Origin of the sequence: Micromonospora sp. NPDC023633 (assembly GCF_040640035.1) — a bacterium.
Taxonomy (GTDB): domain Bacteria; phylum Actinomycetota; class Actinomycetes; order Mycobacteriales; family Micromonosporaceae; genus Micromonospora.
Window position 1 is genome coordinate 98,126 of the sequence record NZ_JBFABB010000003.1, and the last position, 19,475, is coordinate 117,600.

Below are 19,475 nucleotides of genomic sequence, written 5' to 3' on the forward strand. Positions count from 1 at the left end.
GTCTCCTCGATCTTCTCGGTCGTGCGACCGGCTCAGCCGGCCTGCAGGTTGTCGGCCACCTCACGGGCGAGGCTGTCCAGCGCCTCGTCGGCCAACCGCTCGGCGTCCGGCCCGCCGGTCAGGTCGAGCCGCGTCCGGGCGCCGCCCGCCTGGGCGGGCTCCACCCGGATCTCGGCCGACCACTCCTCGGCGGCGCTCCACCGGGCCCGCAGTTCCTCCGCGCTGACCTCCTCCGCCGGGGTGCCGTCGGCCCGCAGCGGCTCGGGCAGCCACGCCGACGCCCGGGCGGGGTCGGTGGCGGTGCTGAACACCACCTCCGGCGGCGCGGACATCCCGCGCTCGGCGTACGCCATCACGCGTCCCGCAGCCGGCTCGGGTCGACCTCGCGCCCGGGATGCCGGGCGAGGTACTCCGTCTCCAGCTCGGCGGTGCGCCGCAGGTGGTTGGCGAGCGCGGAGTCCGACGCGTGGCGCAGGGTGTCCAGGCGGGTGCGGTGCAGGCTGTGCATCTCCCGGATCAGGTCCTCGTCGGCCAGCTCGGCGGGGTCGACGCCGAGCAGCTCGCCGTCGGGCGGGTCCGCCTCGCCGGAGGCCCTGTCGTGGACATGGTCGCCGTCCCACTCGGGCATCCGCTGCTCCGGACTGCCGAAGTCGTCCTGCCGTACCGATCCCGTCATGATCGACCCCCTGCTCTGGTTTGGGCTCGCGTCTAGACGGATGCCCACACCGGGTGGCACCAAACCACCCGCGGCTACGACGCCGCGTCGGAGACCGCGTCGGCCCCCGGTACTCTCGATGCCATGAAACGGCTCTGGACCCCGGCGTGGATCGCGCGCCACGTGGCCATGGTCGTGCTGGTCACCGGTTTCCTGGGGCTGGGCTGGTGGCAGGTCAGCCGGGCCGCCGCCGGCAACGCGATCAGCTGGGGCTACGCGGTCGAGTGGCCGATCTTCGCGGGCTTCGTGGTCTTCGTCTGGTGGCGTGAGGTCCGGCACACGCTGCGGGGACCGGCGGCGCCGGCCGACGCGCCCGGTGAGGCGTCGACCGCCGCCGGGACGCGGCCGGCCGACGCCTCGGAGGCCGCGACGCGCCCGGTCGTACGCCGGCCCGTGCGGGTCGCCCGCGTGGCCGCGGCTGCCGACGGCGGCGAGGACGGCGACCTGGCCGCCTACAACCACTACCTGCAATGGCTGAACGACAACCCGGGTGCGAAGCCCGGCGACTACCCCGGCTGAGCCGGGCGCGAAAGGACGGACGACGGTGGGCGCAGCCCTGACCCGGTACCGAGTCATCGCCTGGATCGTCGGCGTGGCGCTGATCCTGCTGGTCGTGATCGGCATGCCGATGAAGTACGGCTTCGACGACCCGATCCTGGTGGAGACCGTGGGCCAGGCGCACGGCTTCCTCTACATGCTCTACCTGGTGGCCGCCTTCGACCTGGCCCGCCGGGCCGGCTGGCCGCTGAAGCGGATGGTCCTGGTGATGCTGGCCGGCACGGTGCCGTTCGTCTCCTTCTACGCCGAGCGGCGGGTCAGTTCCTGGGTGACCGCGGAACGCGCCGAGCGCGCCCCGGAGCCGGTCGCCGGCTGACGCCGGTTACCGGTTGGGCCGCCACGGGTCGACCGAGGCGAGCGGGTCCTCCCAGCCGCCGTACCGGTTCATCTCCCGGGCCCGGCGCAGGGCCCGGGTCACCTGGCCGAACTGCCGCTCGTCGTCGCTGCTGAACAGCAGCACCCGCTCGCCCCGGCGCCGGCCCCACAGCTCGTACGCGGGCGGTCGCCACCGGTCCCCCACCAACGCGACCAGCACGGGCAGCAGGAACACCAGGCCCAGGACGAGGTACGCCCCCGCGGTGAGCCGTTGCAGCCCGCCGGTGAAGCCGAGCAGCAGGCCGACGCCGCCGATCATGGCGCCGGTGACCACGACGGCCCGTACCGCGACGCGGTCGTGGGGGCCGCGGCCGGTGTGCAGGTGGGTCAGCTCGGTGACCCGCCAGCTGTTGCGGCCGACGGTGAACCGGTCGACCGTCACGATGATCCCGGGTCGGGCGTAGAGGAGGGTGTTCTTCCCTGCGGTCGGTCGCGCCGACCGCGTCTGTCGTGTGGCGCCTTGAGGGTTCACGGTTCTACCTCCCGCGGCTGGTGCCGGGTCGGCTTTCGTCGCCGGTCTCGCATCGGTGCCGGTCGACGGGATTCCCGGCTGCGCGCTTCATTGTGTGGCGCACGTGCCAGCCCGGAGGGCGATTTCGGCTCGCGTCCGAGGTCGGCGGGTGCCCGGGCCGCCGGTTGCGGCCACCATGTCGGTCTTGTCGGTCATAACTGCTCAGCTTCCGACGGCATACGTCGAGAACGACGAATGGCGCGGATCGCCCGACCGCCGGCAATAGCCGCGGTCACCCTGCGGCGAGCCGGAGAAGTCGATCACGCAGCGTGCCCGTCGTGATCAGCAATTTCCGTCACTCGGCCAACATTCGACCCTGCTTCAACTGCGCATCACTCCTGCCCCGGGATAGGTTGTCCGGGCCGGCCCGGTCGATCGCCGTCCACCCGGACAGCACCGGCCCGGTGTCGCCGGGGGCGTCAGCAGCCCGCGGCGGCCGGTGGGAGAGGAGCCTTCCGCTCTTGTCGTCCCTCAGGAACACGCTGCGCGCCCTGGCGGTCGCCGTGGTGTCGGCCACGCTGCTCGCCCCGGTGGCACCCGCCCGGGCCGAACCGTCCCCCGCCGAGCTGACCCGGCGGATCGAGAACTCCTCCAACCAGCTGGAACACGTCGTCGAGGCGTACAACAAGCTCCGGGAGGAGATCAAGACCAACGAGGCCGCCGTGGCGCGGGTGCAGAGCCGGATCGGCCCGCTGGAGCAGGAGACCGAGCGGAGCCGGGCGGACGTCGGCGAGCTGGCGGTGACCGCGTACAAGACCGGCAGCAACCTGACCACCGCGGACGCGCTGCTGCGTCCCGGCGGCGCCGACACCCTGCTGGACCGGCTGGGCATGCTCGACCAGCTCACCCGGCAGCGGCAGGAGAAGATCTCGAACTTCACGGGCAACCAGCGCCGGCTGCTCGACGAGAAGACCCGGCTGGAGATCACGCTGGGCCGGCAGGCCGCCCAGGCCCGCGAGATGACCGCCGCCAGGAAGCGCATCGAGCGCGACCTGGCCGAGCTCTACGAGCTGCGCCGGCAGGCGTACGGCCGGGCCACCGAGAAGCCGGCCGCCCGGCCCGACAGCGCCAGGGAGGCGCCGGCGGTCTCCGGCCGGGCCGGCGTCGCGGTGCGGTACGCGTACGGCGCGCTCGGCAAGCCGTACGTCTGGGGCGCCGACGGGCCGAACGGCTACGACTGCTCGGGCCTGACCTCGGCGGCCTGGCGGGCGGCCGGCAAGTCGCTGCCGCACAACACCCGGATGCAGTGGGGCGCGGTCACCCACATCAGCCGGAGCGAGCTGCGCCCCGGCGACCTCGTCTTCTACAGCGGGCTCGGACACGTGGGCCTCTACGTCGGCGGCGGTCAGGTGATCGATGCGCCGAGCGCCGGACGCAACGTGCTCAAGCGGGGCATGAACCTGATGCCCATCCAGGGCTACGGCCGGGTCCGCTGACCGCAGCCGAGGACAACGAACGGCCGGCGTCCCCCTATCGGACGCCGGCCGTTCGCCGTTCTTCCTACCCTGCTCAGGCCGCCTGGAGCCCTTCGGCCCGGGCCAGCTCGCGGAGCCGGCCGAGCGCCTGGATCTCCAGCTGCCGGATCCGCTCCCGGGAGAGCGAGAACCGCGAGGCGACCTCGGTGAGGGAGTGCTCCCGGCCGTCCTCGAGCCCGTAGCGGGCCCGCATGATGCCGGCCGAACGGTCGTCGAGGTGGTTGAGCAGGCCCTCGATCCGCTGCCGCTCCAGCCCGGTGAGGACGATCTCCTCCGGCGACGGCGCGTCGCTGTCGGCGACCAAGTCGCCGAGGTTGGTGTCGCCGTCGTCGCCCACCGGGGTGTCCAGCGAGACGGTGTCCTGCGACCAGCGGACCAGCTCGTTGACCCGCTCGACGGTGACCCCGAGGGACGCCGCGATCTGCTCCGGCTCCGGGTCGCTGCCCAGCTCACGGGTGAGCTGGCGGGCCACGTTGCGCATCCGGTTGACGTCCTCGACCAGGTGCACCGGCAGTCGCACGGTGCGCTCCTGCTGGGCGATCGCCCGGCTGATCGCCTGGCGGATCCACCAGGTCGCGTAGGTGGAGAACTTGTAGCCACGCACGTAGTCGAACTTCTCGACCGCCCGCACCAGGCCGGTGTTGCCCTCCTGGATCAGGTCCAGCATGGGCATGCCCGACCGGACGTAGCGGCGGGCGATCGACACGACCAGCCGCAGGTTGGCCCGGATGAACAGGTCCTTGGCCCGCTCACCCTCGGCGACCAGCCGCTCCAGGTCGTCCCGGTCGACACCGGCGGGGACGCGGTCCTCGCCCAGCAGGTGCTCGGCGTAGAGGCCGGCCTCGATCGCCTTGGAGAGGTCGACCTCCTTGGCGGCGTCCAGCAGTGGCGTCCGGGAGATCTCGTGAAGGTAGACGCCGACCAGGTCGCGCTCCTCGGCAACCTCGTCGGTTCGCATGCCGATGTTCTTGTCCACGTTGCCCACGGTCCCCTCGCTCGCGCCGGTTGCCCGGTTCCTTGCCATCCCCACGTCCATCAGCCCTCCCCCGTAACTTGCGCCGTGCCCACCGGTGCTGACACCTACACAACAGCTGAGACGCGTCGGGGATTCCATGTCGTGAGTCGAAACTGTCACGAATGCCTGATAATCCGCTGAGAGCGCGGTCCATGTTTGCTGTCAGCACCCCATGTGGCGGCTCTCCGATGGGCACCACACCAGGGGCGGCGGATCGACGCGTCGCCGTCTCCCGGACCATGGCAGCACCGCCCGCCGGGGGACGCAGCGACCCGGGTCACCGTCGCGCTGCGATCCTGGTCACTGTCAGGACACGCGCCGGTGCACCGGTCGGTTCATCCACGCCCGTGGTAATACCCCACCCCCCGGTGAACAATCCGCACCGGTGATCCATGCCCGTACGTGACGGGGGTCGCAGGGTGGGTGGGAACGCGGGGGTGGGTCAGGAGGCGAGCAGGGCCAGGGCGCCGCGGACCTGGTCGGCGGAGCGGGCCAGGGCGGCCCGCGCGGCGGACACCTCCACGCCGGAGACGAGCAGGACCAGCGCCACCTTCATGTCGCCGTCGGCCTCGTGCAGGGCCCGGCGGCAGATCTCCTCCGAGCAGCCGGTGGCCTCGATCAGGATCGAGATCATCCGACCCCGGAGCTTGGCGTTGGTGGCGACCATGTCGATCATGAGGTTCGAGTAGACCCGACCGAGTCGGACCATCACGGCCGTGGAGAACGTGTTCAGCACCAGCTTCTGCGCGGTGCCCGCCTTCATCCGGGTCGACCCGGTGACGACCTCCGGTCCGGTGTCCACCCCGATGAAGACGTCCACCGAGCGGGCGGCCGCCGCCTCCGGGTTGGCACAGAGCAGCACGGTCGAGGCCCCCTTGGCCCTCGCCGCGGCGAGCGCCCCCAGGACGTACGGTGTGCGTCCGCTGGCGGCGAGCCCGACCACGAGGTCACCGGCCCGCACGCAGTCGGCTGCCTCGGCCGCGCCGCCCCGGTCGTCGTCCTCGGCGTCCTCGACCGCCCGCCACATGGCCTCCGGCCCGCCGGCGATGTGGGCGCAGAACCAGTGCCGGGGCGAGTTGAAGGTGGGCGCGAGCTCGGCGGCGTCGAGCACGCCGAGCCGGCCGGAGGTGCCGGCGCCGAAGTAGTGCACCCGGTGCCCGCCGCGCAGGGCGGTCACCGCCAGGTCCACCGTCGTGGCGATCTCGTCGAGGACGGCCGCGACGGCGCCGGGCACCCGCCGGTCCGCCTCGTTGATCACGGTGAGCACGTCCCGGGTCGACATGAGGTCAAGGTCCGCGCTGAGCGGGTTGCGCCGCTCCGTCGGCGCGCCGACCCGGATCACCGGCCGGGCCGTCACCGGGGCCGTCACCTCGTGGGGTTCCACCGCGCCCGCCGTCATGCCCGCCTCCGTCCCGGGCCGACCCGGTGTGACCGGACCGCCTCGGCTGTCGCTTCGAGGGCCTTCCTGGCCCGGGACCGGTTGCGCGCGGCCACCCCGACGAAGAGGCAGTCGACGACGGTGAGCTGGGCCAGCCGGCTCGCCATCGCGCCGGAGCGGTAGGTGGTCTCGCGGGCGGCCGTGGTGAGCACGAAGTCGGCCACCTCGGTGATGGGCGAGCGGGGGAAGTTCGTGAGCGCCACCGTGGCCGCCCCCCGGGCCCGCGCCTGCTCCAGCACCTCGATCACGTCGGAGGTGGTGCCGGTGTGCGAGATGCCGACCGCGACGTCACCCCGCCCGAGCAGCGCGGCCGAGGTCAGCGCGGTGTGCACGTCCGGGAAGTAGAAGGCGGTGCGGCCGATGCGGTGCAGCTTCTGCTGGAAGTCCGAGGCGACGAAGCCGCTGGCACCCGCCCCGTAGACGTCGATCCGGCCGGCGCCCGCGATGGCGTCCACGACCTGTTCGCAGATCGCCGGGTCGAGCTGCTCGGCCGTCTCCTCGACGGCCCGCGCGTCGTTGAAGGCGATGGTCGCGATGATCTGGGCGAGGTCGGCGCCGGGCGGGATGTCGCCGCCGACGACCCGGGCGTCCGGCGGCTCGACCCGGCGGGCGGCCTCGGCGGCGAGCCGGATCCGCAGCTGCGGGTAGCCGTCCATGCCGACGGACCGACAAAAGCGGATGACGGTCGCCTCGGATGTCTCGGCGGCGGTGGCGAGGTCGGTGATGGTCCGACGCGCGGCGTCGGCCGGATCGGAGACCACCAGCCGGGCGACCCGCTGCTCGGCCGGCGACAACGACGGGAGCAGGCCGCTGATGTGGACGATCAGCCCACCCGGCTCGTGACTCGCAGAAATCTTCGGACTCTTCGCCACGGATGAAACTTACTTTCACGAAGCGTGAGCGTCAACCATGACTCCCCGTATTGAGAAAAGTACCGCCTGCCCGGTTGGGCCGTTTCGCCCTACATGCTGTTCCCACGGACGCCGTCGCCTCCCGCGCGACCTGGCCGGGGTCGCCCGACGGTCGCCGCCGATCCGCACGCGACCTGGTGCAGGCGATGCCATCCCGCCGGCCGTGACGCCCGGCACGCGGCGCGGCGCCAGGCAGTCGGGCTCGACCGCACGCCGTCGGCTCAGGCGGTCAGCCGGCCGAGCGCGACCGGCTCCGCGCCGGGCGGCGCGGGCACACCGGCGGGCCGGCCGTCGCGCCCGTCGGCGGCCGGCAGCCAGCCGGCCATGTGGGCCTGGATCTGCCGGGAGACCTCCTCCGGTGGGCGTCCGGCGTCCACCACCACGAAGGTGGGGTACTCCGGCAGGGTCCGGTAGGCGGTGTCCGCGGCGGTCAGGTAACGCATGCTCTCGTGGTCGGTGCCGCGCTGCTCGATCCGCCGGTACGCCTCGGCGGGATCCACGGTCAGCAGGAAGGTCACCTGCGGTCGCGGGAACATCCGGTAGCCGGCCCGGGCCAGCCGCTCCCAGCGCTGGCCCCCGTGCGCGCGGATGCTCGCGTACTGGCAGGCGGAGTAGCGGTCCATGACCGCGACCCGGCCGGTGGCCAGGCAGCTGAGCAGGGCGACGGCGATCGCCAGCCAGCGGAGCACGGACTCCACCGCCAGCATCCCGGTGCGCCCGACGAGCCGCTGGGCGTCCGGGCGTCCGAGGCGGTGCGCGAGGCGGCCCAGCCAGCGCCGCCCGCCGGCGTTGCGGTGGTAGGTGGCGGGGCGGCCCGCCGCGGTGAGCGCGTCGGCGAGCCGGTGCGCCTGGGTGGTCTTGCCCGAGCCGTCGATGCCGATCAGGGCGACGGCGCGCAATCGGGCCCTGCCGCGCCGCGCCTGCGGTGATCTGGACACTCTGCACAGGCTATCCGACCCGCGCTCGTGTCCCCGAAGCTTTGTACCGTTTGCTCCCGGTTGACCCCGACCGTGCCCCCTGCCAGGTGTGGCCCGCCGGGATGCCGGGTACCGGAGTTGGATCAGCCGCCCACCACCATCGACGGGAGACGCCAATGGCAGAGCGCGGGGACGAGAGCCTGGTGCACACGCTGAAGAAGGTCGCCGCCGTGCTCAAGCAGGAAGAGATTCCCTTCGCGCTCGGGGGCAGCTTCGCGGTGTACGCCCACGGCGGTCACTCAAGCGAGCACGACGTCGACTTCCTCATCCGGGAGGTCGACGTGGAACGCTCCCTGGAGGCGCTGGTCGCGGCGGGCTTCACCGCCGAGCGGCCGCCCGAGGACTGGCTGGTCAAGGTCTTCGACGACGGTCGCATGGTGGACCTGATCCACCGGCCGATCGAGACGCCGGTGACCGAGGAGACGTTCGCCGACACGGTCGTCCGGCCGGTCGACGCGATTCACATGCCGGTGCTCTCGGCCACCCAGCTCATGGTGCACAAACTGCTGAGCTTCTCGCAGCACTACTGCGACTTCGCCCGGGGCCTGCCACTGGCCCGCTCCCTGCGCGAGCAGATCGACTGGGAACGGGTACGCAAGGAGACGCAGCACTCGCCGTACGCGGAGGCGTTCCTGGTGCTGCTGGACCGGCTGGAGGTGGTGCCGCACTCCGGCACCGTCGAGGGAGAGGGGACACCGTGACCGAGCACCGCGACGTCGCCACCGGACCGCCCGACGAGTACGTCGAGGCGGAGATCCACCGGCTGCTCACCGAGGACCCGGACGTGGCCGAACAGGGCATCACCGTGGTCCGACGCGAGCGCGGCCTCGTGCTCTACGGCGAGGTCGAGAGCCCGCACCGCCGGGAGGAGATCCTGCGCCGGGTGGCCGAACGCTTCCCGGACGTGCCGGTCACCAGCGACATCGGGGTGATCCGCGCGCAGGCGCCCACGGAGATCGAGCAACTGCCCTGAGGAGGTTCCATGGTGATCCGGATCGCCGCCGTGGGCGACGTGCATCTGGACGAGGACGTGGTCGGCCGGTTCCGGCCGGCCCTGGACGAGCTGCCCGAGCACGCCGACGTGCTGCTGCTCGCCGGCGACCTGACCCGGCACGGGACCGAGTCCGAGGCCCGGTGCGTGGCCACCGAGTTCGGCGGGCTCGGCGTGCCGGTGGTGACCGTGCTGGGCAACCACGACCACCAGTGCGACCAGGTGCCGCAGGTGGTCAAGGTGCTCGAGGACGCCGGGATCACCGTGCTGGAGGGCGACGGCGTCGTGCTGGACTGCGCCGGCGGCCGGCTGGGTGTGGCCGGGGTGAAGGGGTTCGGCGGGGGGTTCGCCGGCCGCTGCGCCAGCGACTTCGGCGAGCCGGAGATGAAGGCGTTCGTCCGGACCACCACGGAGAGCGCGGACGCCCTCTCCGCCGCGCTGAGGGGGCTGGACTGCGACGTGCTGGTGGCGCTCACCCACTACTCGCCGGTGCCGGACACGCTCGCCGGCGAGCCGCTGGAGATCTACCCGTTCCTGGGCTCGTACCAGCTCGGTCAGGCGATCGACTCGGCGCCGACCGCGCTGGCCCTGCACGGGCACGCGCACGCCGGCAGCGAGCGGGGCACCACGCCCGGCGGGGTCCGCGTGCGCAACGTCGCCCACCCCGTGATCAAGCAGGCGTACAGCGTCTTCCACCTGGGCGACCACCTCGATCCGGCACAGGTTTCCGGCGTCGGCAGCTCGGGTATTCAGCAATCATGGAGCTGATTCTCTGGATTCTCGCAGTCGTACTCGTGGTCGCCGGCATCCTCGCGCTGTTCCGGCGGCAGATCCTGTGGGGCGTCGTCCTCATCGTGGTCGGCCTGCTCGTCGGGCCGGGTGGTGTGAGCATCTTCAATTGATGTGGCGGCTAGAAGCCGCCGTCAGGGACCCACCGGGGTCGTCGTGACCGGAACTCCGTCCTCCCGACAGGAGAATCCGGACACGACGACCCCGGTGTTCTGCCTACCGGGGTGTGATCGCGGGTTTACCGTGCGCCTCCGGCGGAGACATCTCGACCATGGAGATGTCTGGGAGCGCTGAACGTACGGGTGGCGCCCGGCAGTGGTGGGCGCTGCTCGGCTTCGGGGCCGCCGTGTTCGTCGCCGCGGCGATCGGCGGGCTGGGCGTGCGGGGCACCTCGGCCGAGTACGCGAGCCTCGAACAGCCGGCGTGGGCTCCCCCGTCCTGGCTCTTCGGACCGGTCTGGAGCCTCCTCTACGCGATGATCGCGGTGGCCGGCTGGCTGGTCTGGCGGCGGGTCGGCTTCGGCCCTGCCCTCTGGGCGTGGATCGCCCAGCTGGTGCTCAACGCCGCCTGGACCCCGCTGTTCTTCGGCGCCGGCCGCTACGGGCTGGCGTTCGTCGAGATCCTGCTGATGTGGGTGGCGATCGGCGTGACGGTCGCGATCTTCCGCACGGTGTCCCGCCCGGCGACCCTGCTGATGCTGCCCTACTGGGCGTGGGTCACCTTCGCGGCCGCGCTGAATTTCGCCATCTGGCGCCTCAACAGCTGAACGCCCCCGACCTCGCGACGTGCACCGGGCCATCCCGGCCGGCGACAGGCGGCCCCCGGCCGGTAGGCGGACCGCACGACACGGCACGGGCCCCGGTGAAGCCGGGCCCCGTGCCGTCGCCCGCTCAGCAGCGGGGCACGTCGTGGATCCTCAGCAGCGGGGGACGCCGGGGATGTAGCCGTCGGAGCCGGTGTAGACGTACGCGTCGGCGATGTACTGGCCGCTGCCGATCCGGTCCCAGATCGTGCTGGTGCCGTAGGTGCCGGTGACGCTGGTGCCGCTGGTCTGGCAGTAGATGGTCACCCGGGCTCCGTCGGCGACGGTGCCCACCGCGGTGTAGCCGGTGCCCGGGCCGGAGCGGACGGTCAGCGCCGACCCGGCCGTGTTGACCGTGCCGGAGCCAGTGCTGCTGCCGCAGCCGTTGTCGCTGGTGTAGTTCTTGGTGCCCCAGTAGAGGGCGAGCGCGCCGTTGAACCGCACCTGGATGTCGGCGCCGTTGAGCCGCTGCTCGTAGTGCAGGTGCGGGCCGCTGGAGCCGCCGGTGCTGCCGACCCAGCCGATCACCTTGCCGTAGCCGACGGTCTGACCCACGGAGACGTTGAAGCCGTTGAGGTGGGCGTAGTAGGTGCTGTACCCACTACCGTGGTTGATCCGGACGTACTTTCCGTAACTGGTGCCGCCGAGATCCGTGACCCGGTCGACGGTGCCGGGCGCGCTCGCCACCACCGGATCGCCGAGGTCGTCGGTGCGGTTGAAGTCCACCGCGTACGCCGGGCTGTGGCCCGTCCGGGTCTGGCCGGACCAGGTCTGCCCGCACGGGAACGGAACCTTGAACGTCGGGGCGGCCATCGCCGGGGCCGCCGGGACCAGCACGCCCACGGCCAGCAGACCGGCCGCCAGCAGGCCCAACCACCGCTTACCCATCCAGAACCTCCTATGTTGAAATCCTTCGATCACCTGCTTGCAGCGTGTCAGAAAATGCCGTCGATGAAAAGGGGTCCGACCTCCGTGTGGGAGCGTGCCCAACAGGGGGCCTACGGGTTTCTGGATTGTTACTTCCTCGTGTCCAGTTAGGGGTGGACCAGTCCAGATGCAAGCGCTTACATGTGGGTGACGTCCATCGGACCGGCGCGGGTTCGATCCCTGCACGCGCCGGCAAGGAAGGAGAACGGCATGGCGTTTGCCAGATCACGCCAGGCTCTCGCGATCGCCGGCGTCCTGGGGCTGGCGCTGAGCGCCACCGCCTGCGGCACCGGCAACGACAAGAAGAGTGACACCGCGGGCTCCGCGGAGTGCGCCGCATACGAGAAGTACGGCGACAACGACGGCAAGAAGGTCACGATCTACTCGTCGATCCGGGACATCGAGGCCGACCGCCTCACGGAGTCCTGGAAGCAGTTCGAGGACTGCACCGGCATCGAGATCGACCACGAGGGCAGCGCCGAGTTCGAGGCGCAGCTCGGTGTCCGGGTCGACGGCGGCAACGCCCCCGACCTCGCGTTCATCCCGCAGCCGGGTCTGGTCAAGCGCTTCGTCGACTCGGGCAAGCTCAAGCCGGTCGGCGCGGACACCAAGAAGATGGCCGAGGAGAACTTCCCGGCCGACTGGCTGAAGTACAGCACCGTCAACGGCCAGCTCTACGGCGCCCCGCTCGGCTCCAACGTGAAGTCCTTCGTGTGGTACTCGCCGAAGACCTTCAAGGAGAAGGGCTGGACCGTCCCCACCAGCTGGGACGAGCTGATCAAGCTCAGCGACCAGATCGCGGCCACCGGCGCCAAGCCGTGGTGCGCCGGCATCGAGTCCGGTGACGCCACCGGCTGGCCGGCCACCGACTGGATCGAGGACGTGATGCTGCGGACGCAGACCCCCGAGGTCTACGACCAGTGGACGAGCCACGGCATCCCGTTCAACGACCCGAAGGTCGTCGAGGCCGTCGACAAGGCCGGCACCATCCTCAAGAACGAGAAGTACATGAACGGCGGCTACGGCGGCGTGAAGAGCATCGCCACCACCGCCTTCGGTGAGGCCGGTCTGCCGATCACCACCGGCAAGTGCGCGCTGCACCGCCAGGCGTCCTTCTACGCCAACCAGTGGCCGAAGGGCACCAAGGTGGCCGAGGACGGCGACGTCTTCGCCTTCTACTTCCCGGCGATCGACGCCAGCAAGGGCAAGCCGGTGCTGGGCGGCGGCGAGTTCGTCGCGGCCTTCAACGACCGTCCCGAGGTCCAGGCCGTGCAGACCTACCTCGCGTCCGGTGAGTACGCCAACAGCCGCGCCAAGATCGGCGACTGGGTGTCGGCGAACAACAAGCTCGACCTGGCCAACGTCGCGAACCCGATCGACAAGCTCTCCGTCCAGATCCTCCAGGACAAGAGCACCGTCTTCCGGTTCGACGGTTCGGACCTGATGCCGGCCACCGTCGGCGCGGGGACGTTCTGGAAGGGCATGGTCGACTGGATCAACGGCAAGGACACCGCGACCGTGCTGCAGGGCATCGAGAGCAGCTGGAAGTGATCTGAACCGGTGGGCCGGTCCGCGCACGCGGGCCGGCCCACCGGCTGATTAAGGACCTGGGAGGGTCGATGGAGTTCGACTTCGCTGAGGAACAGCCGAAGTTCCTCATGCTGATGTACGGGCTGATCGCTTTCGTCGCGGTGGTGGGCGGTCTGCTCCTGCTCCTCGACGTGGTGCCGGCCTGGTTCGCCCGCCGTCGGGAGGCGCAGATCGTCGCCGCCTCCGCGAGCGGCGCCCCGCTCCCCCGCCGGCGCAAGCCACGGGAGGGCATGTTCGCGCTCTTCTTCCTACTGCCGACGGTGCTGCTGCTCACCATCGGGCTGGTGGTCCCGGCCATCCGCACCACGCTGCTGTCGTTCATGGACGGCAACAGCAACGAGTGGGTCGGGCTGCGCAACTACGGCTGGATGTTCTCCGAGGACTCCATCGTCCGGGTGCTGATCAACACCCTGGTGTGGGTACTCCTCGTCCCGCTGGTGGCCACCTCGTTCGGCCTGCTCTACGCCATCATGGTGGACAAGGCCCGGTTCGAGTCGGTGGCCAAGTCGCTGATCTTCCTGCCGATGGCGATCTCCTTCGTGGGCGCGAGCATCATCTGGAAGTTCGTCTACGCCTACCGGGGCGACGGGCAGGAGCAGATCGGCCTGCTCAACCAGATCGTGGTCAGCCTCGGCGGCGAGCCGAAGCAGTGGCTGTTGGAGTCACCGCTCAACACGCTGCTGCTGATCGTGATCATGGTCTGGATCCAGGCGGGCTTCGCCATGGTGGTGCTCTCGGCCGCGATCAAGGCGATCCCCGCCGACATCGTGGAGGCGGCCCGCCTCGACGGGGTCACCCCGTGGCAGATGTTCTGGCAGATCACCATGCCGAGCATCCGACCGGCGCTGATCGTGGTCGTGGTGACGCTGTCGATCGCCACCCTCAAGGTCTTCGACATCGTCCGGACGTCCACCAACGGCAACTACGACACCAGCGTGATCGCCAACGAGATGTACAACCAGGCGTTCCGGTACGGCCAGAACGGGCAGGGCTCGGCCCTGGCGGTGTTCCTGTTCATCCTGGTGATCCCGATCGTGATCTACCAGATCCGCAACATCCGTCAGCAGCGGGAGGGCTGAGATGACCACCGCAACGCCCACCGTCGCCGCCGGCACCCAGAAGACCGACGGCCGGGGCACCAGCATCGCCGGGCGGGTCCGCAAGCGGCTGAACAGCCGTACCGCGACCCTCGTCTCTATCGTCATCGCGATTGTCTGGACCATCCCCACCTTCGGCCTGTTCATCTCCTCGTTCCGGCCGGAGGACCAGATCAAGAGCAGCGGGTGGTGGACCTTCTTCACCGACCCGCAGTTCACCTTCGAGAACTACCAGGAGGTGCTGTTCGGCCGCTCCTCGTCGTCCGGGCAGCTCGCCAGCTACTTCATCAACTCGCTGGCGATCACCATCCCGTCGGTGCTCTTCCCGCTCGCCTTCGCGGCCCTGGCCGCGTACGCGCTGGCCTGGATCAACTTCCGGGGGCGGGACTGGATGTACATCGCGATCTTCGCGCTGCAGATCGTGCCGCTGCAGATGGCACTGGTGCCGCTGCTGAAGTTCTTCTCCACCGGGGTCAGCATCGGCGGGGTCACCGTCATGCCGGCCTGGGACCTGGTCGACGAACAGAAGTTCGCGCAGGTGTGGTTCGCGCACACCTGCTTCGCGCTGCCGTTCGCCGTCTTCCTGCTGCACAACTTCATCTCGCAGCTCCCGGGTGACCTGATGGAGGCCGCCCGGGTCGACGGGGCCACCCACCCGAAGATCTTCCGCAGCATCGTGCTGCCGCTGATCACCCCGGCGCTGGCCGCGTTCGGCATCTTCCAGTTCCTCTGGGTCTGGAACGACCTGCTGGTCGCGCTGATCTTCGCCGGTGGCGGCAACGAGACCGCCCCGCTCACCGTCCGGCTGGCCGAGATGGCCGGCACCCGGGGCAACGAGTGGCAGCGGCTCACCGCCGGCGCGTTCGTCTCGATCGTCGTACCGCTGATCGTCTTCCTGTCCCTCCAGCGTTACTTCGTGCGCGGCCTGCTCGCCGGCAGCGTCAAGGGCTGAGGCGTCTCCGCCGCCGCCGGGTCACCGGCGGCGGCGGAGCGGGCGGAGCGGGGGGTAGCGTGACGAGGATCGACGATGTCGCACGCCTGGCCGGAGTCTCCACCGCCACTGTGTCCCGGGCGTTGCGGGGGCTGCCGACGGTCTCGGCCGCGACCCGCCGCCGGGTGCTCGCGGCGGCCGAGCAACTGGAGTACGCCGTCTCGCCGAGCGCCTCGCGGCTGGCCGGCGGGCGCACCGGCACGGTCGCCGTCGTGGTTCCCCGCATCACCCGGTGGTTTTTCGGGACCGTCGTCGAGGCGGTCGAGGACTTCCTCCAGCAGGCGGGCTACGACCTGCTGCTGCACAACCTCGGCGGGCGGGAGCAGGTCCGCCAGCGGGTGCTACGCACCGCCAACCTGCACAAGCGGGTGGACGCGATCATGCTGGTCGCCACGCCGCTGCGAGCCGCCGACCTGACCGCCCTGGCCAAGCTGGAACTGCCCGGGGTGACCATCAGCTCCGGCACGGTGGTGCCCGGCTGGCCCTGCGTACGCATCGACGACGTGGGCGTCGCGCGGACCGCCACCCGCCACCTGCTCGACCTGGGCCACCGCAGGATCGCCCACATCTCCGGCGACCCGGACGACGAGCTGGCCTACACCACCCACCTCGACCGGCGGCGCGGCTACCGGGACGCGCTGCGCGACGCCGGGATCGACCCGGACCCCGGCCTCGACGTGGAGTCGCAGTTCACCATCAGCGGCGGCACGCGGGCCACCGAGGAACTGCTCCGGCGCGGCGACCCGCCGACGGCGATCTTCGCGGCCTGCGACGAGATGGCGATGGGGGCGATGACCGCGCTGCGCGACGCCGGCCTGCGGGTGCCGCAGGACGTCAGCGTGATCGGCGTCGACGACCACGACCTGGCCGGCGTCCTCGGGCTGAGCACGATCGCCCAGCCCGCGGCGGAACAGGGCCGGCTCGCCGCGCGGATCCTGCTCGACCCGCTGCACGGCGGGCTCCTGGCGCAGCGGAGCGGCCCCTATCTCGACACGCCGGGATCGCCGGTGATCCTGCCCACTCGGCTCGTCGTGCGTGAATCGACTGCACCACCCCGGGCACACTAACGGCAACCGCCGACCCCGGGCAGCATCCGACCGTCCGGCTCGACACACGGGAGAAGGCCCTGAACAGCAACCCGACACACCAGGACACGCCCGCCGGCCCGGCCACCGGTTGGTGGACCAGGGCCACCATCTACCAGGTCTATCCGCGCTCCTTCGCCGACTCCGACGGCGACGGGATCGGCGACCTGCCCGGCATCACCGCCCGCCTGGACCACCTCGTGGAACTGGGCGTGGACGCGCTCTGGCTGTCGCCGTTCTACCCGTCGCCGCAGGCCGACGCCGGGTACGACGTGGCGGACTACCGGGACGTGGACCCGCTCTTCGGCACCCTCGCCGACGCCGACCGGCTGATCGCCGAGGCGCACTCGCGCGGGCTGCGGGTAATCGTCGACCTGGTGCCCAACCACACGTCGTCGGCGCACCGGTGGTTCCAGGCGGCGCTCCCCGCCGCCCCGGGCAGCCCGGAGCGCGCCCGCTACGTCTTCCGCGACGGCCGGGGGCCGGACGGCGCGCAGCCGCCCAACGACTGGCAGAGCGTCTTCGGCGGGCTGGCCTGGACCCGCGTCACCGAGGCCGACGGCAGCCCCGGCCAGTGGTACCTGCACCTGTTCGACGCCGGGCAGCCCGACGTCAACTGGGACAACCCCGAGGTCCGGGAGGAGTTCCTGGGGGTGCTGCGGTTCTGGCTGGACCGCGGCGTCGACGGCTTCCGCGTCGACGTGGCGCACGGCCTGATCAAGCAGGCCGACCTGGCCGACTGGCAGGAGCCGCAGGAGATCCTCTCCGGCCAGGAGATCGACAAGCCGCGACCGCCGATGTGGGACCAGGAAGGCGTGCACGACATCTACCGGGACTGGCGGCGCCTGCTGGACGGTTACCCGGGCGAACGGATCCTGGTCGCCGAGGCGTGGGTCGAGCCGGCCGAGCGGCTGGCCCGCTACGTCCGCCCGGACGAGATGCACCAGGCGTTCAACTTCGAGTACCTGCTCGCCGCGTGGACCGCGCCGGCCCAGTACGCGGTCATCACCCGCTCGCTGGAGGCCACCGACGCCGTCGGCGCCCCGACCACCTGGGTGCTCTCCAACCACGACGTGGTCCGGCACGCCTCCCGGCTGGGGCTGCCGGTCGGCGCCAAGCGGCCCAACGGCATCGGCATCGGCGACCCGCAGCCGGACGCCGCGCTCGGCCTGCGCCGGGCTCGGGCGGCCAGCCTGCTGATGCTCGCCCTGCCCGGCTCGGCCTACCTCTACCAGGGCGAGGAGCTGGGCCTGCCGGAGCACACCACGATGCCCGACGAGGCCCGGCAGGACCCGACCTGGGTGCGCAGCGGGCACACCGAGCGGGGCCGGGACGGCTGCCGGGTGCCGATCCCGTGGGAGGCCGACGCCCCGTCGTACGGCTTCGGGCCGACCGACGCGAGTTGGCTGCCGCAACCATCGCTCTGGGCGGAGTACGCGCTGGACCGGCAGCGGGACACGCCCGGATCGACGTACGAGCTGTACCGGACGGCGCTGCGGCTGCGCCGCGAGCACCGGCTCGGCGAGGGCCCGCTGGAGTGGCTCGCCTCCGGCGACGAGGTGCTGTCGTTCCGCAACGGCGCGCTGACCGTGCTGACCAACTTCGGCGACGCGGCCGTGCCGGTGCCCACCGGGACCGAACTGGTGCACGCCAGCGCCCCGCTGGACGCCGACGGCGCCGTTCCCACCGACGTGACCGTCTGGGTCCGCTCGGCCTGACGCGGCAGGGGGTCCCTCGGCAGCGCCGCGACGTTGCCGAGGGGCCTCTCCCTACAGGCGCTCGGCGCGGTCGTGCAGCAGGTCGCCGACGGCGGCGATGTCGCCCGGCGAGGTGCGCGAGGCCAGCCAGTACATGACGCCCGTCGGGATGAAGAAGAGCTGGAAGGCCGCCAGCCCGACGGCGTAGTTCAGCGGCGGCGGGAAGGCCGCCGACAGGCGGTGGAAGGCCACCCCGACCAGCCCGTTGCCGGCCGCCCGGCCGACGCCGTTGACCAGGTTGCCGAGGCTGTAGACGGTCCCCCGGTGCTCGGGCGGGTTGACGTCGGCGATCAGGGCGAACCAGTTCGGCGAGTTGGCCGAGGTGAGTGCCAGGGCCACCACGGCGGTGAGCAGGCTCAGCCCGACCGTCGGCTCGGTGACCACGCTGGCCAGCACCGCCCGGACCACCGTCCCGGCGCCGGCGCCGTCCGGCACGTCGATGCGCACCGGCACGAAGAAGAGCACCAGGTAGAACGGCAGCGCCGCGAGGATGCCGACCGCCGCGACCAGCGCCCTGCCCCGGGGCGTACGCCGTTGCAGCGCGTCGCCGACCAACCCGCCCACGATGGAGAGCACCCCGCCGAGCTGGAACAGGGTGGCGAAGACGCTGCCCACCACCACGGCGGTGGCGGCGGAGTAGCCCTGGTCCTCGGCCCGCTCGGCGAAGAGCACCGGCAGCCAGACCAGCGACCCGAAGGCCGCCTGGGCGGTGAGGCCCTGCAGGATCAGCCAGCGGTTCGTACGCCGGCTGAGGATCCTCGGCAGGTCCGCCCGGCTGATCCGGTAGTCGTACTCGGCGCCGGTGGCGAGCGCGTCGGCCAGTTCCGGCTCGCTCTGCCCGCGCCGGATGTCGTAGGTGAACAGGTAGGCGACGGTGGCCGCGAGGCCGACCACGGTCAGCAGCAGGAACGGTCGCCGCCAGTCGGCGGCCCCGAGCAGGCCGCCGACCAGCGTGCCGGCCAGCGTGCCGACGCCCTGGGACAGCCCCCAGAAGCTCATCACCAGCCCCCGGCGGCGGGGCGAGATCAGGTCGGTGACGACCGAGAAGCCGACCGACCCGACCGCGCCCAGCCCGACCGCCGCCAGGATCTGCGCGGCCAGGAAGGCGGGATAGTTCACCGCGACGGCGCTGCCGCCCGTGCCGAGCGCCCAGATCAGGGTGCCGAGCATCAGCAGCGGCTTGCGGTTCGCGCGGTCGCCGACGTACGCCCAGCCCACTGCGGCCACCGCGCTGGCCAGGAAGCTCACGGCGGTGACCAGGCCGAGCAGCCGCTGCGGCACGTCGAAGGCGTCGGAGATGGGCCCGTACAGCGGGGGGACCAGGCCGATCGCCACGTTGTCCAGCGAGGCGAGCAGCACGAAGACCACGACGCTGTAGAACCGGTGCGCGGGCGTCCCGCCCCGGGCCCGCGCCGGCCCGCCCCTGGTCGAGGTCATGTGCGGCAGCCAACCAGGATCAGGTCACGAGCGG

General features: G+C 71.6%; 22 protein-coding genes. 13 read left to right on the top strand and 9 right to left on the bottom strand.

The features are described 5' to 3' along the window. Window positions 1-32: 32 nt before the first annotated feature. Complete coding sequence (locus tag AB0G13_RS01825; protein ID WP_357867375.1) at window positions 33-353, bottom strand: hypothetical protein; 321 nt, start codon at window positions 351-353, stop codon at window positions 33-35. Next, complete coding sequence (locus AB0G13_RS01830) at window positions 353-679, bottom strand: DUF6158 family protein (protein WP_357867504.1); 327 nt, start codon at window positions 677-679, stop codon at window positions 353-355. Before AB0G13_RS01830 ends, AB0G13_RS01825 begins: the two co-directional genes overlap by 1 nt. Before the next feature lie 120 nt (window positions 680-799). On the opposite strand from AB0G13_RS01830, the gene AB0G13_RS01835 reads away from it, so the two are divergent. Continuing rightward, window positions 800-1,234, top strand: a complete 435-nt coding sequence (locus AB0G13_RS01835) for a hypothetical protein (RefSeq protein WP_357867377.1) — start codon at window positions 800-802, stop codon at window positions 1,232-1,234. 25 nt (window positions 1,235-1,259) lie between these two features. After that, complete coding sequence (locus tag AB0G13_RS01840; protein ID WP_357867380.1) at window positions 1,260-1,589, top strand: DUF3817 domain-containing protein; 330 nt, start codon at window positions 1,260-1,262, stop codon at window positions 1,587-1,589. Window positions 1,590-1,595: 6 nt separating this feature from the next. Here AB0G13_RS01840 and AB0G13_RS01845 read toward each other — a convergent pair whose 3' ends face one another. Next, a complete protein-coding gene (locus tag AB0G13_RS01845; protein ID WP_357867382.1) occupies window positions 1,596-2,120 on the bottom strand; it encodes a DUF6232 family protein in 525 nt (174 codons plus the stop codon). Between the two features lie 500 nt (window positions 2,121-2,620). Between AB0G13_RS01845 and AB0G13_RS01850 the strand changes: the two genes are divergently transcribed. Continuing rightward, entirely contained in the window at window positions 2,621-3,595 is a 975-nt protein-coding gene (locus AB0G13_RS01850; protein WP_357867386.1) for an NlpC/P60 family protein, read from the top strand. A 73-nt stretch (window positions 3,596-3,668) separates the two neighbouring features. On the opposite strand, the gene AB0G13_RS01855 is transcribed toward AB0G13_RS01850, so the two are convergent. From AB0G13_RS01855 to AB0G13_RS01870, 4 genes are all read right to left on the bottom strand, one after another. After that, a complete protein-coding gene (locus tag AB0G13_RS01855; RefSeq protein ID WP_357867507.1) occupies window positions 3,669-4,658 on the bottom strand; it encodes a sigma-70 family RNA polymerase sigma factor in 990 nt (329 codons plus the stop codon). Window positions 4,659-5,091: 433 nt separating this feature from the next. Then, window positions 5,092-6,048 (bottom strand): N-acetylmuramic acid 6-phosphate etherase, encoded by a 957-nt coding sequence (gene murQ, locus AB0G13_RS01860; RefSeq protein ID WP_357867389.1) that lies wholly within the window; start codon window positions 6,046-6,048, stop codon window positions 5,092-5,094. Beyond that, complete coding sequence (locus tag AB0G13_RS01865) at window positions 6,045-6,959, bottom strand: MurR/RpiR family transcriptional regulator (RefSeq protein WP_357867392.1); 915 nt, start codon at window positions 6,957-6,959, stop codon at window positions 6,045-6,047. Before AB0G13_RS01865 ends, murQ begins: the two co-directional genes overlap by 4 nt. Window positions 6,960-7,219: 260 nt before the next feature. Continuing rightward, the gene (locus AB0G13_RS01870; protein ID WP_357867395.1) at window positions 7,220-7,936 is read right to left on the bottom strand and encodes a dTMP kinase; all 717 of its coding nucleotides are present in this window, start codon (window positions 7,934-7,936) and stop codon (window positions 7,220-7,222) included. Between the two features lie 101 nt (window positions 7,937-8,037). On the opposite strand from AB0G13_RS01870, the gene AB0G13_RS01875 reads away from it, so the two are divergent. The 5 genes from AB0G13_RS01875 to AB0G13_RS01895 all read left to right on the top strand — a co-directional run bounded on the left by AB0G13_RS01875 (window position 8,038) and on the right by AB0G13_RS01895 (window position 10,521). Next, a complete protein-coding gene (locus AB0G13_RS01875; RefSeq protein WP_357867398.1) occupies window positions 8,038-8,676 on the top strand; it encodes a nucleotidyltransferase in 639 nt (212 codons plus the stop codon). Beyond that, window positions 8,673-8,948 (top strand): hypothetical protein, encoded by a 276-nt coding sequence (locus AB0G13_RS01880; protein ID WP_121399527.1) that lies wholly within the window; start codon window positions 8,673-8,675, stop codon window positions 8,946-8,948. Before AB0G13_RS01875 ends, AB0G13_RS01880 begins: the two co-directional genes overlap by 4 nt. Before the next feature lie 9 nt (window positions 8,949-8,957). Then, window positions 8,958-9,734, top strand: a complete 777-nt coding sequence (locus tag AB0G13_RS01885) for a metallophosphoesterase (protein WP_357867401.1) — start codon at window positions 8,958-8,960, stop codon at window positions 9,732-9,734. Beyond that, the gene (locus AB0G13_RS01890) at window positions 9,725-9,868 is read left to right on the top strand and encodes a GPGG-motif small membrane protein (protein WP_165947907.1); all 144 of its coding nucleotides are present in this window, start codon (window positions 9,725-9,727) and stop codon (window positions 9,866-9,868) included. The genes AB0G13_RS01885 and AB0G13_RS01890 overlap by 10 nt, the downstream gene beginning before the upstream one ends. Before the next feature lie 158 nt (window positions 9,869-10,026). Then, window positions 10,027-10,521: a TspO/MBR family protein gene (locus AB0G13_RS01895; RefSeq protein WP_357867404.1), complete on the top strand. Its 495-nt coding sequence runs from the start codon at window positions 10,027-10,029 to the stop codon at window positions 10,519-10,521. Window positions 10,522-10,671: 150 nt separating this feature from the next. Here the strand turns inward: AB0G13_RS01895 and AB0G13_RS01900 are convergent, their stop codons facing one another. Further along, window positions 10,672-11,445 carry a peptidoglycan DD-metalloendopeptidase family protein gene (locus tag AB0G13_RS01900; RefSeq protein WP_357867407.1) on the bottom strand — a complete coding sequence of 258 codons (774 nt, stop codon included), beginning with the start codon at window positions 11,443-11,445 and terminating at the stop codon, window positions 10,672-10,674. A gap of 249 nt (window positions 11,446-11,694) precedes the next feature. Here AB0G13_RS01900 and AB0G13_RS01905 point away from each other — a divergent pair, with 249 nt between their 5' ends. The 5 genes from AB0G13_RS01905 to AB0G13_RS01925 all read left to right on the top strand — a co-directional run bounded on the left by AB0G13_RS01905 (window position 11,695) and on the right by AB0G13_RS01925 (window position 17,965). Beyond that, window positions 11,695-13,035: an ABC transporter substrate-binding protein gene (locus AB0G13_RS01905; protein ID WP_357867410.1), complete on the top strand. Its 1,341-nt coding sequence runs from the start codon at window positions 11,695-11,697 to the stop codon at window positions 13,033-13,035. 68 nt (window positions 13,036-13,103) lie between these two features. Then, window positions 13,104-14,153 (top strand): sugar ABC transporter permease, encoded by a 1,050-nt coding sequence (locus AB0G13_RS01910; protein WP_357867413.1) that lies wholly within the window; start codon window positions 13,104-13,106, stop codon window positions 14,151-14,153. Between the two features lies 1 nt (window position 14,154). Further along, complete coding sequence (locus AB0G13_RS01915; protein ID WP_357867416.1) at window positions 14,155-15,123, top strand: carbohydrate ABC transporter permease; 969 nt, start codon at window positions 14,155-14,157, stop codon at window positions 15,121-15,123. 59 nt (window positions 15,124-15,182) lie between these two features. Further along, window positions 15,183-16,229, top strand: coding sequence for a LacI family DNA-binding transcriptional regulator (locus AB0G13_RS01920; RefSeq protein ID WP_357867419.1), 1,047 nt, complete (start codon window positions 15,183-15,185; stop codon window positions 16,227-16,229). A 59-nt stretch (window positions 16,230-16,288) separates the two neighbouring features. Further along, window positions 16,289-17,965, top strand: coding sequence for a glycoside hydrolase family 13 protein (locus AB0G13_RS01925; protein WP_357867510.1), 1,677 nt, complete (start codon window positions 16,289-16,291; stop codon window positions 17,963-17,965). A 51-nt stretch (window positions 17,966-18,016) separates the two neighbouring features. On the opposite strand, the gene AB0G13_RS01930 is transcribed toward AB0G13_RS01925, so the two are convergent. Further along, window positions 18,017-19,441, bottom strand: a complete 1,425-nt coding sequence (locus AB0G13_RS01930; RefSeq protein ID WP_357867422.1) for an MFS transporter — start codon at window positions 19,439-19,441, stop codon at window positions 18,017-18,019. Window positions 19,442-19,475 lie beyond the last annotated feature (34 nt).

Coding starts and splice junctions, on each gene's coding strand:
- AB0G13_RS01855 (WP_357867507.1), bottom strand. CDS start 4,658: ATGGCAAGGAACCGGGCAACCGGCGCGAGCGAGGGGACCGTGGGCAAC.
- AB0G13_RS01915 (WP_357867416.1), top strand. CDS start 14,155: ATGACCACCGCAACGCCCACCGTCGCCGCCGGCACCCAGAAGACCGAC.
- AB0G13_RS01885 (WP_357867401.1), top strand. CDS start 8,958: ATGGTGATCCGGATCGCCGCCGTGGGCGACGTGCATCTGGACGAGGAC.
- AB0G13_RS01905 (WP_357867410.1), top strand. CDS start 11,695: ATGGCGTTTGCCAGATCACGCCAGGCTCTCGCGATCGCCGGCGTCCTG.
- AB0G13_RS01895 (WP_357867404.1), top strand. CDS start 10,027: ATGGAGATGTCTGGGAGCGCTGAACGTACGGGTGGCGCCCGGCAGTGG.
- AB0G13_RS01930 (WP_357867422.1), bottom strand. CDS start 19,441: ATGACCTCGACCAGGGGCGGGCCGGCGCGGGCCCGGGGCGGGACGCCC.
- AB0G13_RS01835 (WP_357867377.1), top strand. CDS start 800: ATGAAACGGCTCTGGACCCCGGCGTGGATCGCGCGCCACGTGGCCATG.
- AB0G13_RS01900 (WP_357867407.1), bottom strand. CDS start 11,445: ATGGGTAAGCGGTGGTTGGGCCTGCTGGCGGCCGGTCTGCTGGCCGTG.
- AB0G13_RS01890 (WP_165947907.1), top strand. CDS start 9,725: ATGGAGCTGATTCTCTGGATTCTCGCAGTCGTACTCGTGGTCGCCGGC.
- AB0G13_RS01875 (WP_357867398.1), top strand. CDS start 8,038: ATGCCGGGTACCGGAGTTGGATCAGCCGCCCACCACCATCGACGGGAG.
- AB0G13_RS01825 (WP_357867375.1), bottom strand. CDS start 353: ATGGCGTACGCCGAGCGCGGGATGTCCGCGCCGCCGGAGGTGGTGTTC.
- AB0G13_RS01910 (WP_357867413.1), top strand. CDS start 13,104: ATGGAGTTCGACTTCGCTGAGGAACAGCCGAAGTTCCTCATGCTGATG.
- murQ (WP_357867389.1), bottom strand. CDS start 6,048: ATGACGGCGGGCGCGGTGGAACCCCACGAGGTGACGGCCCCGGTGACG.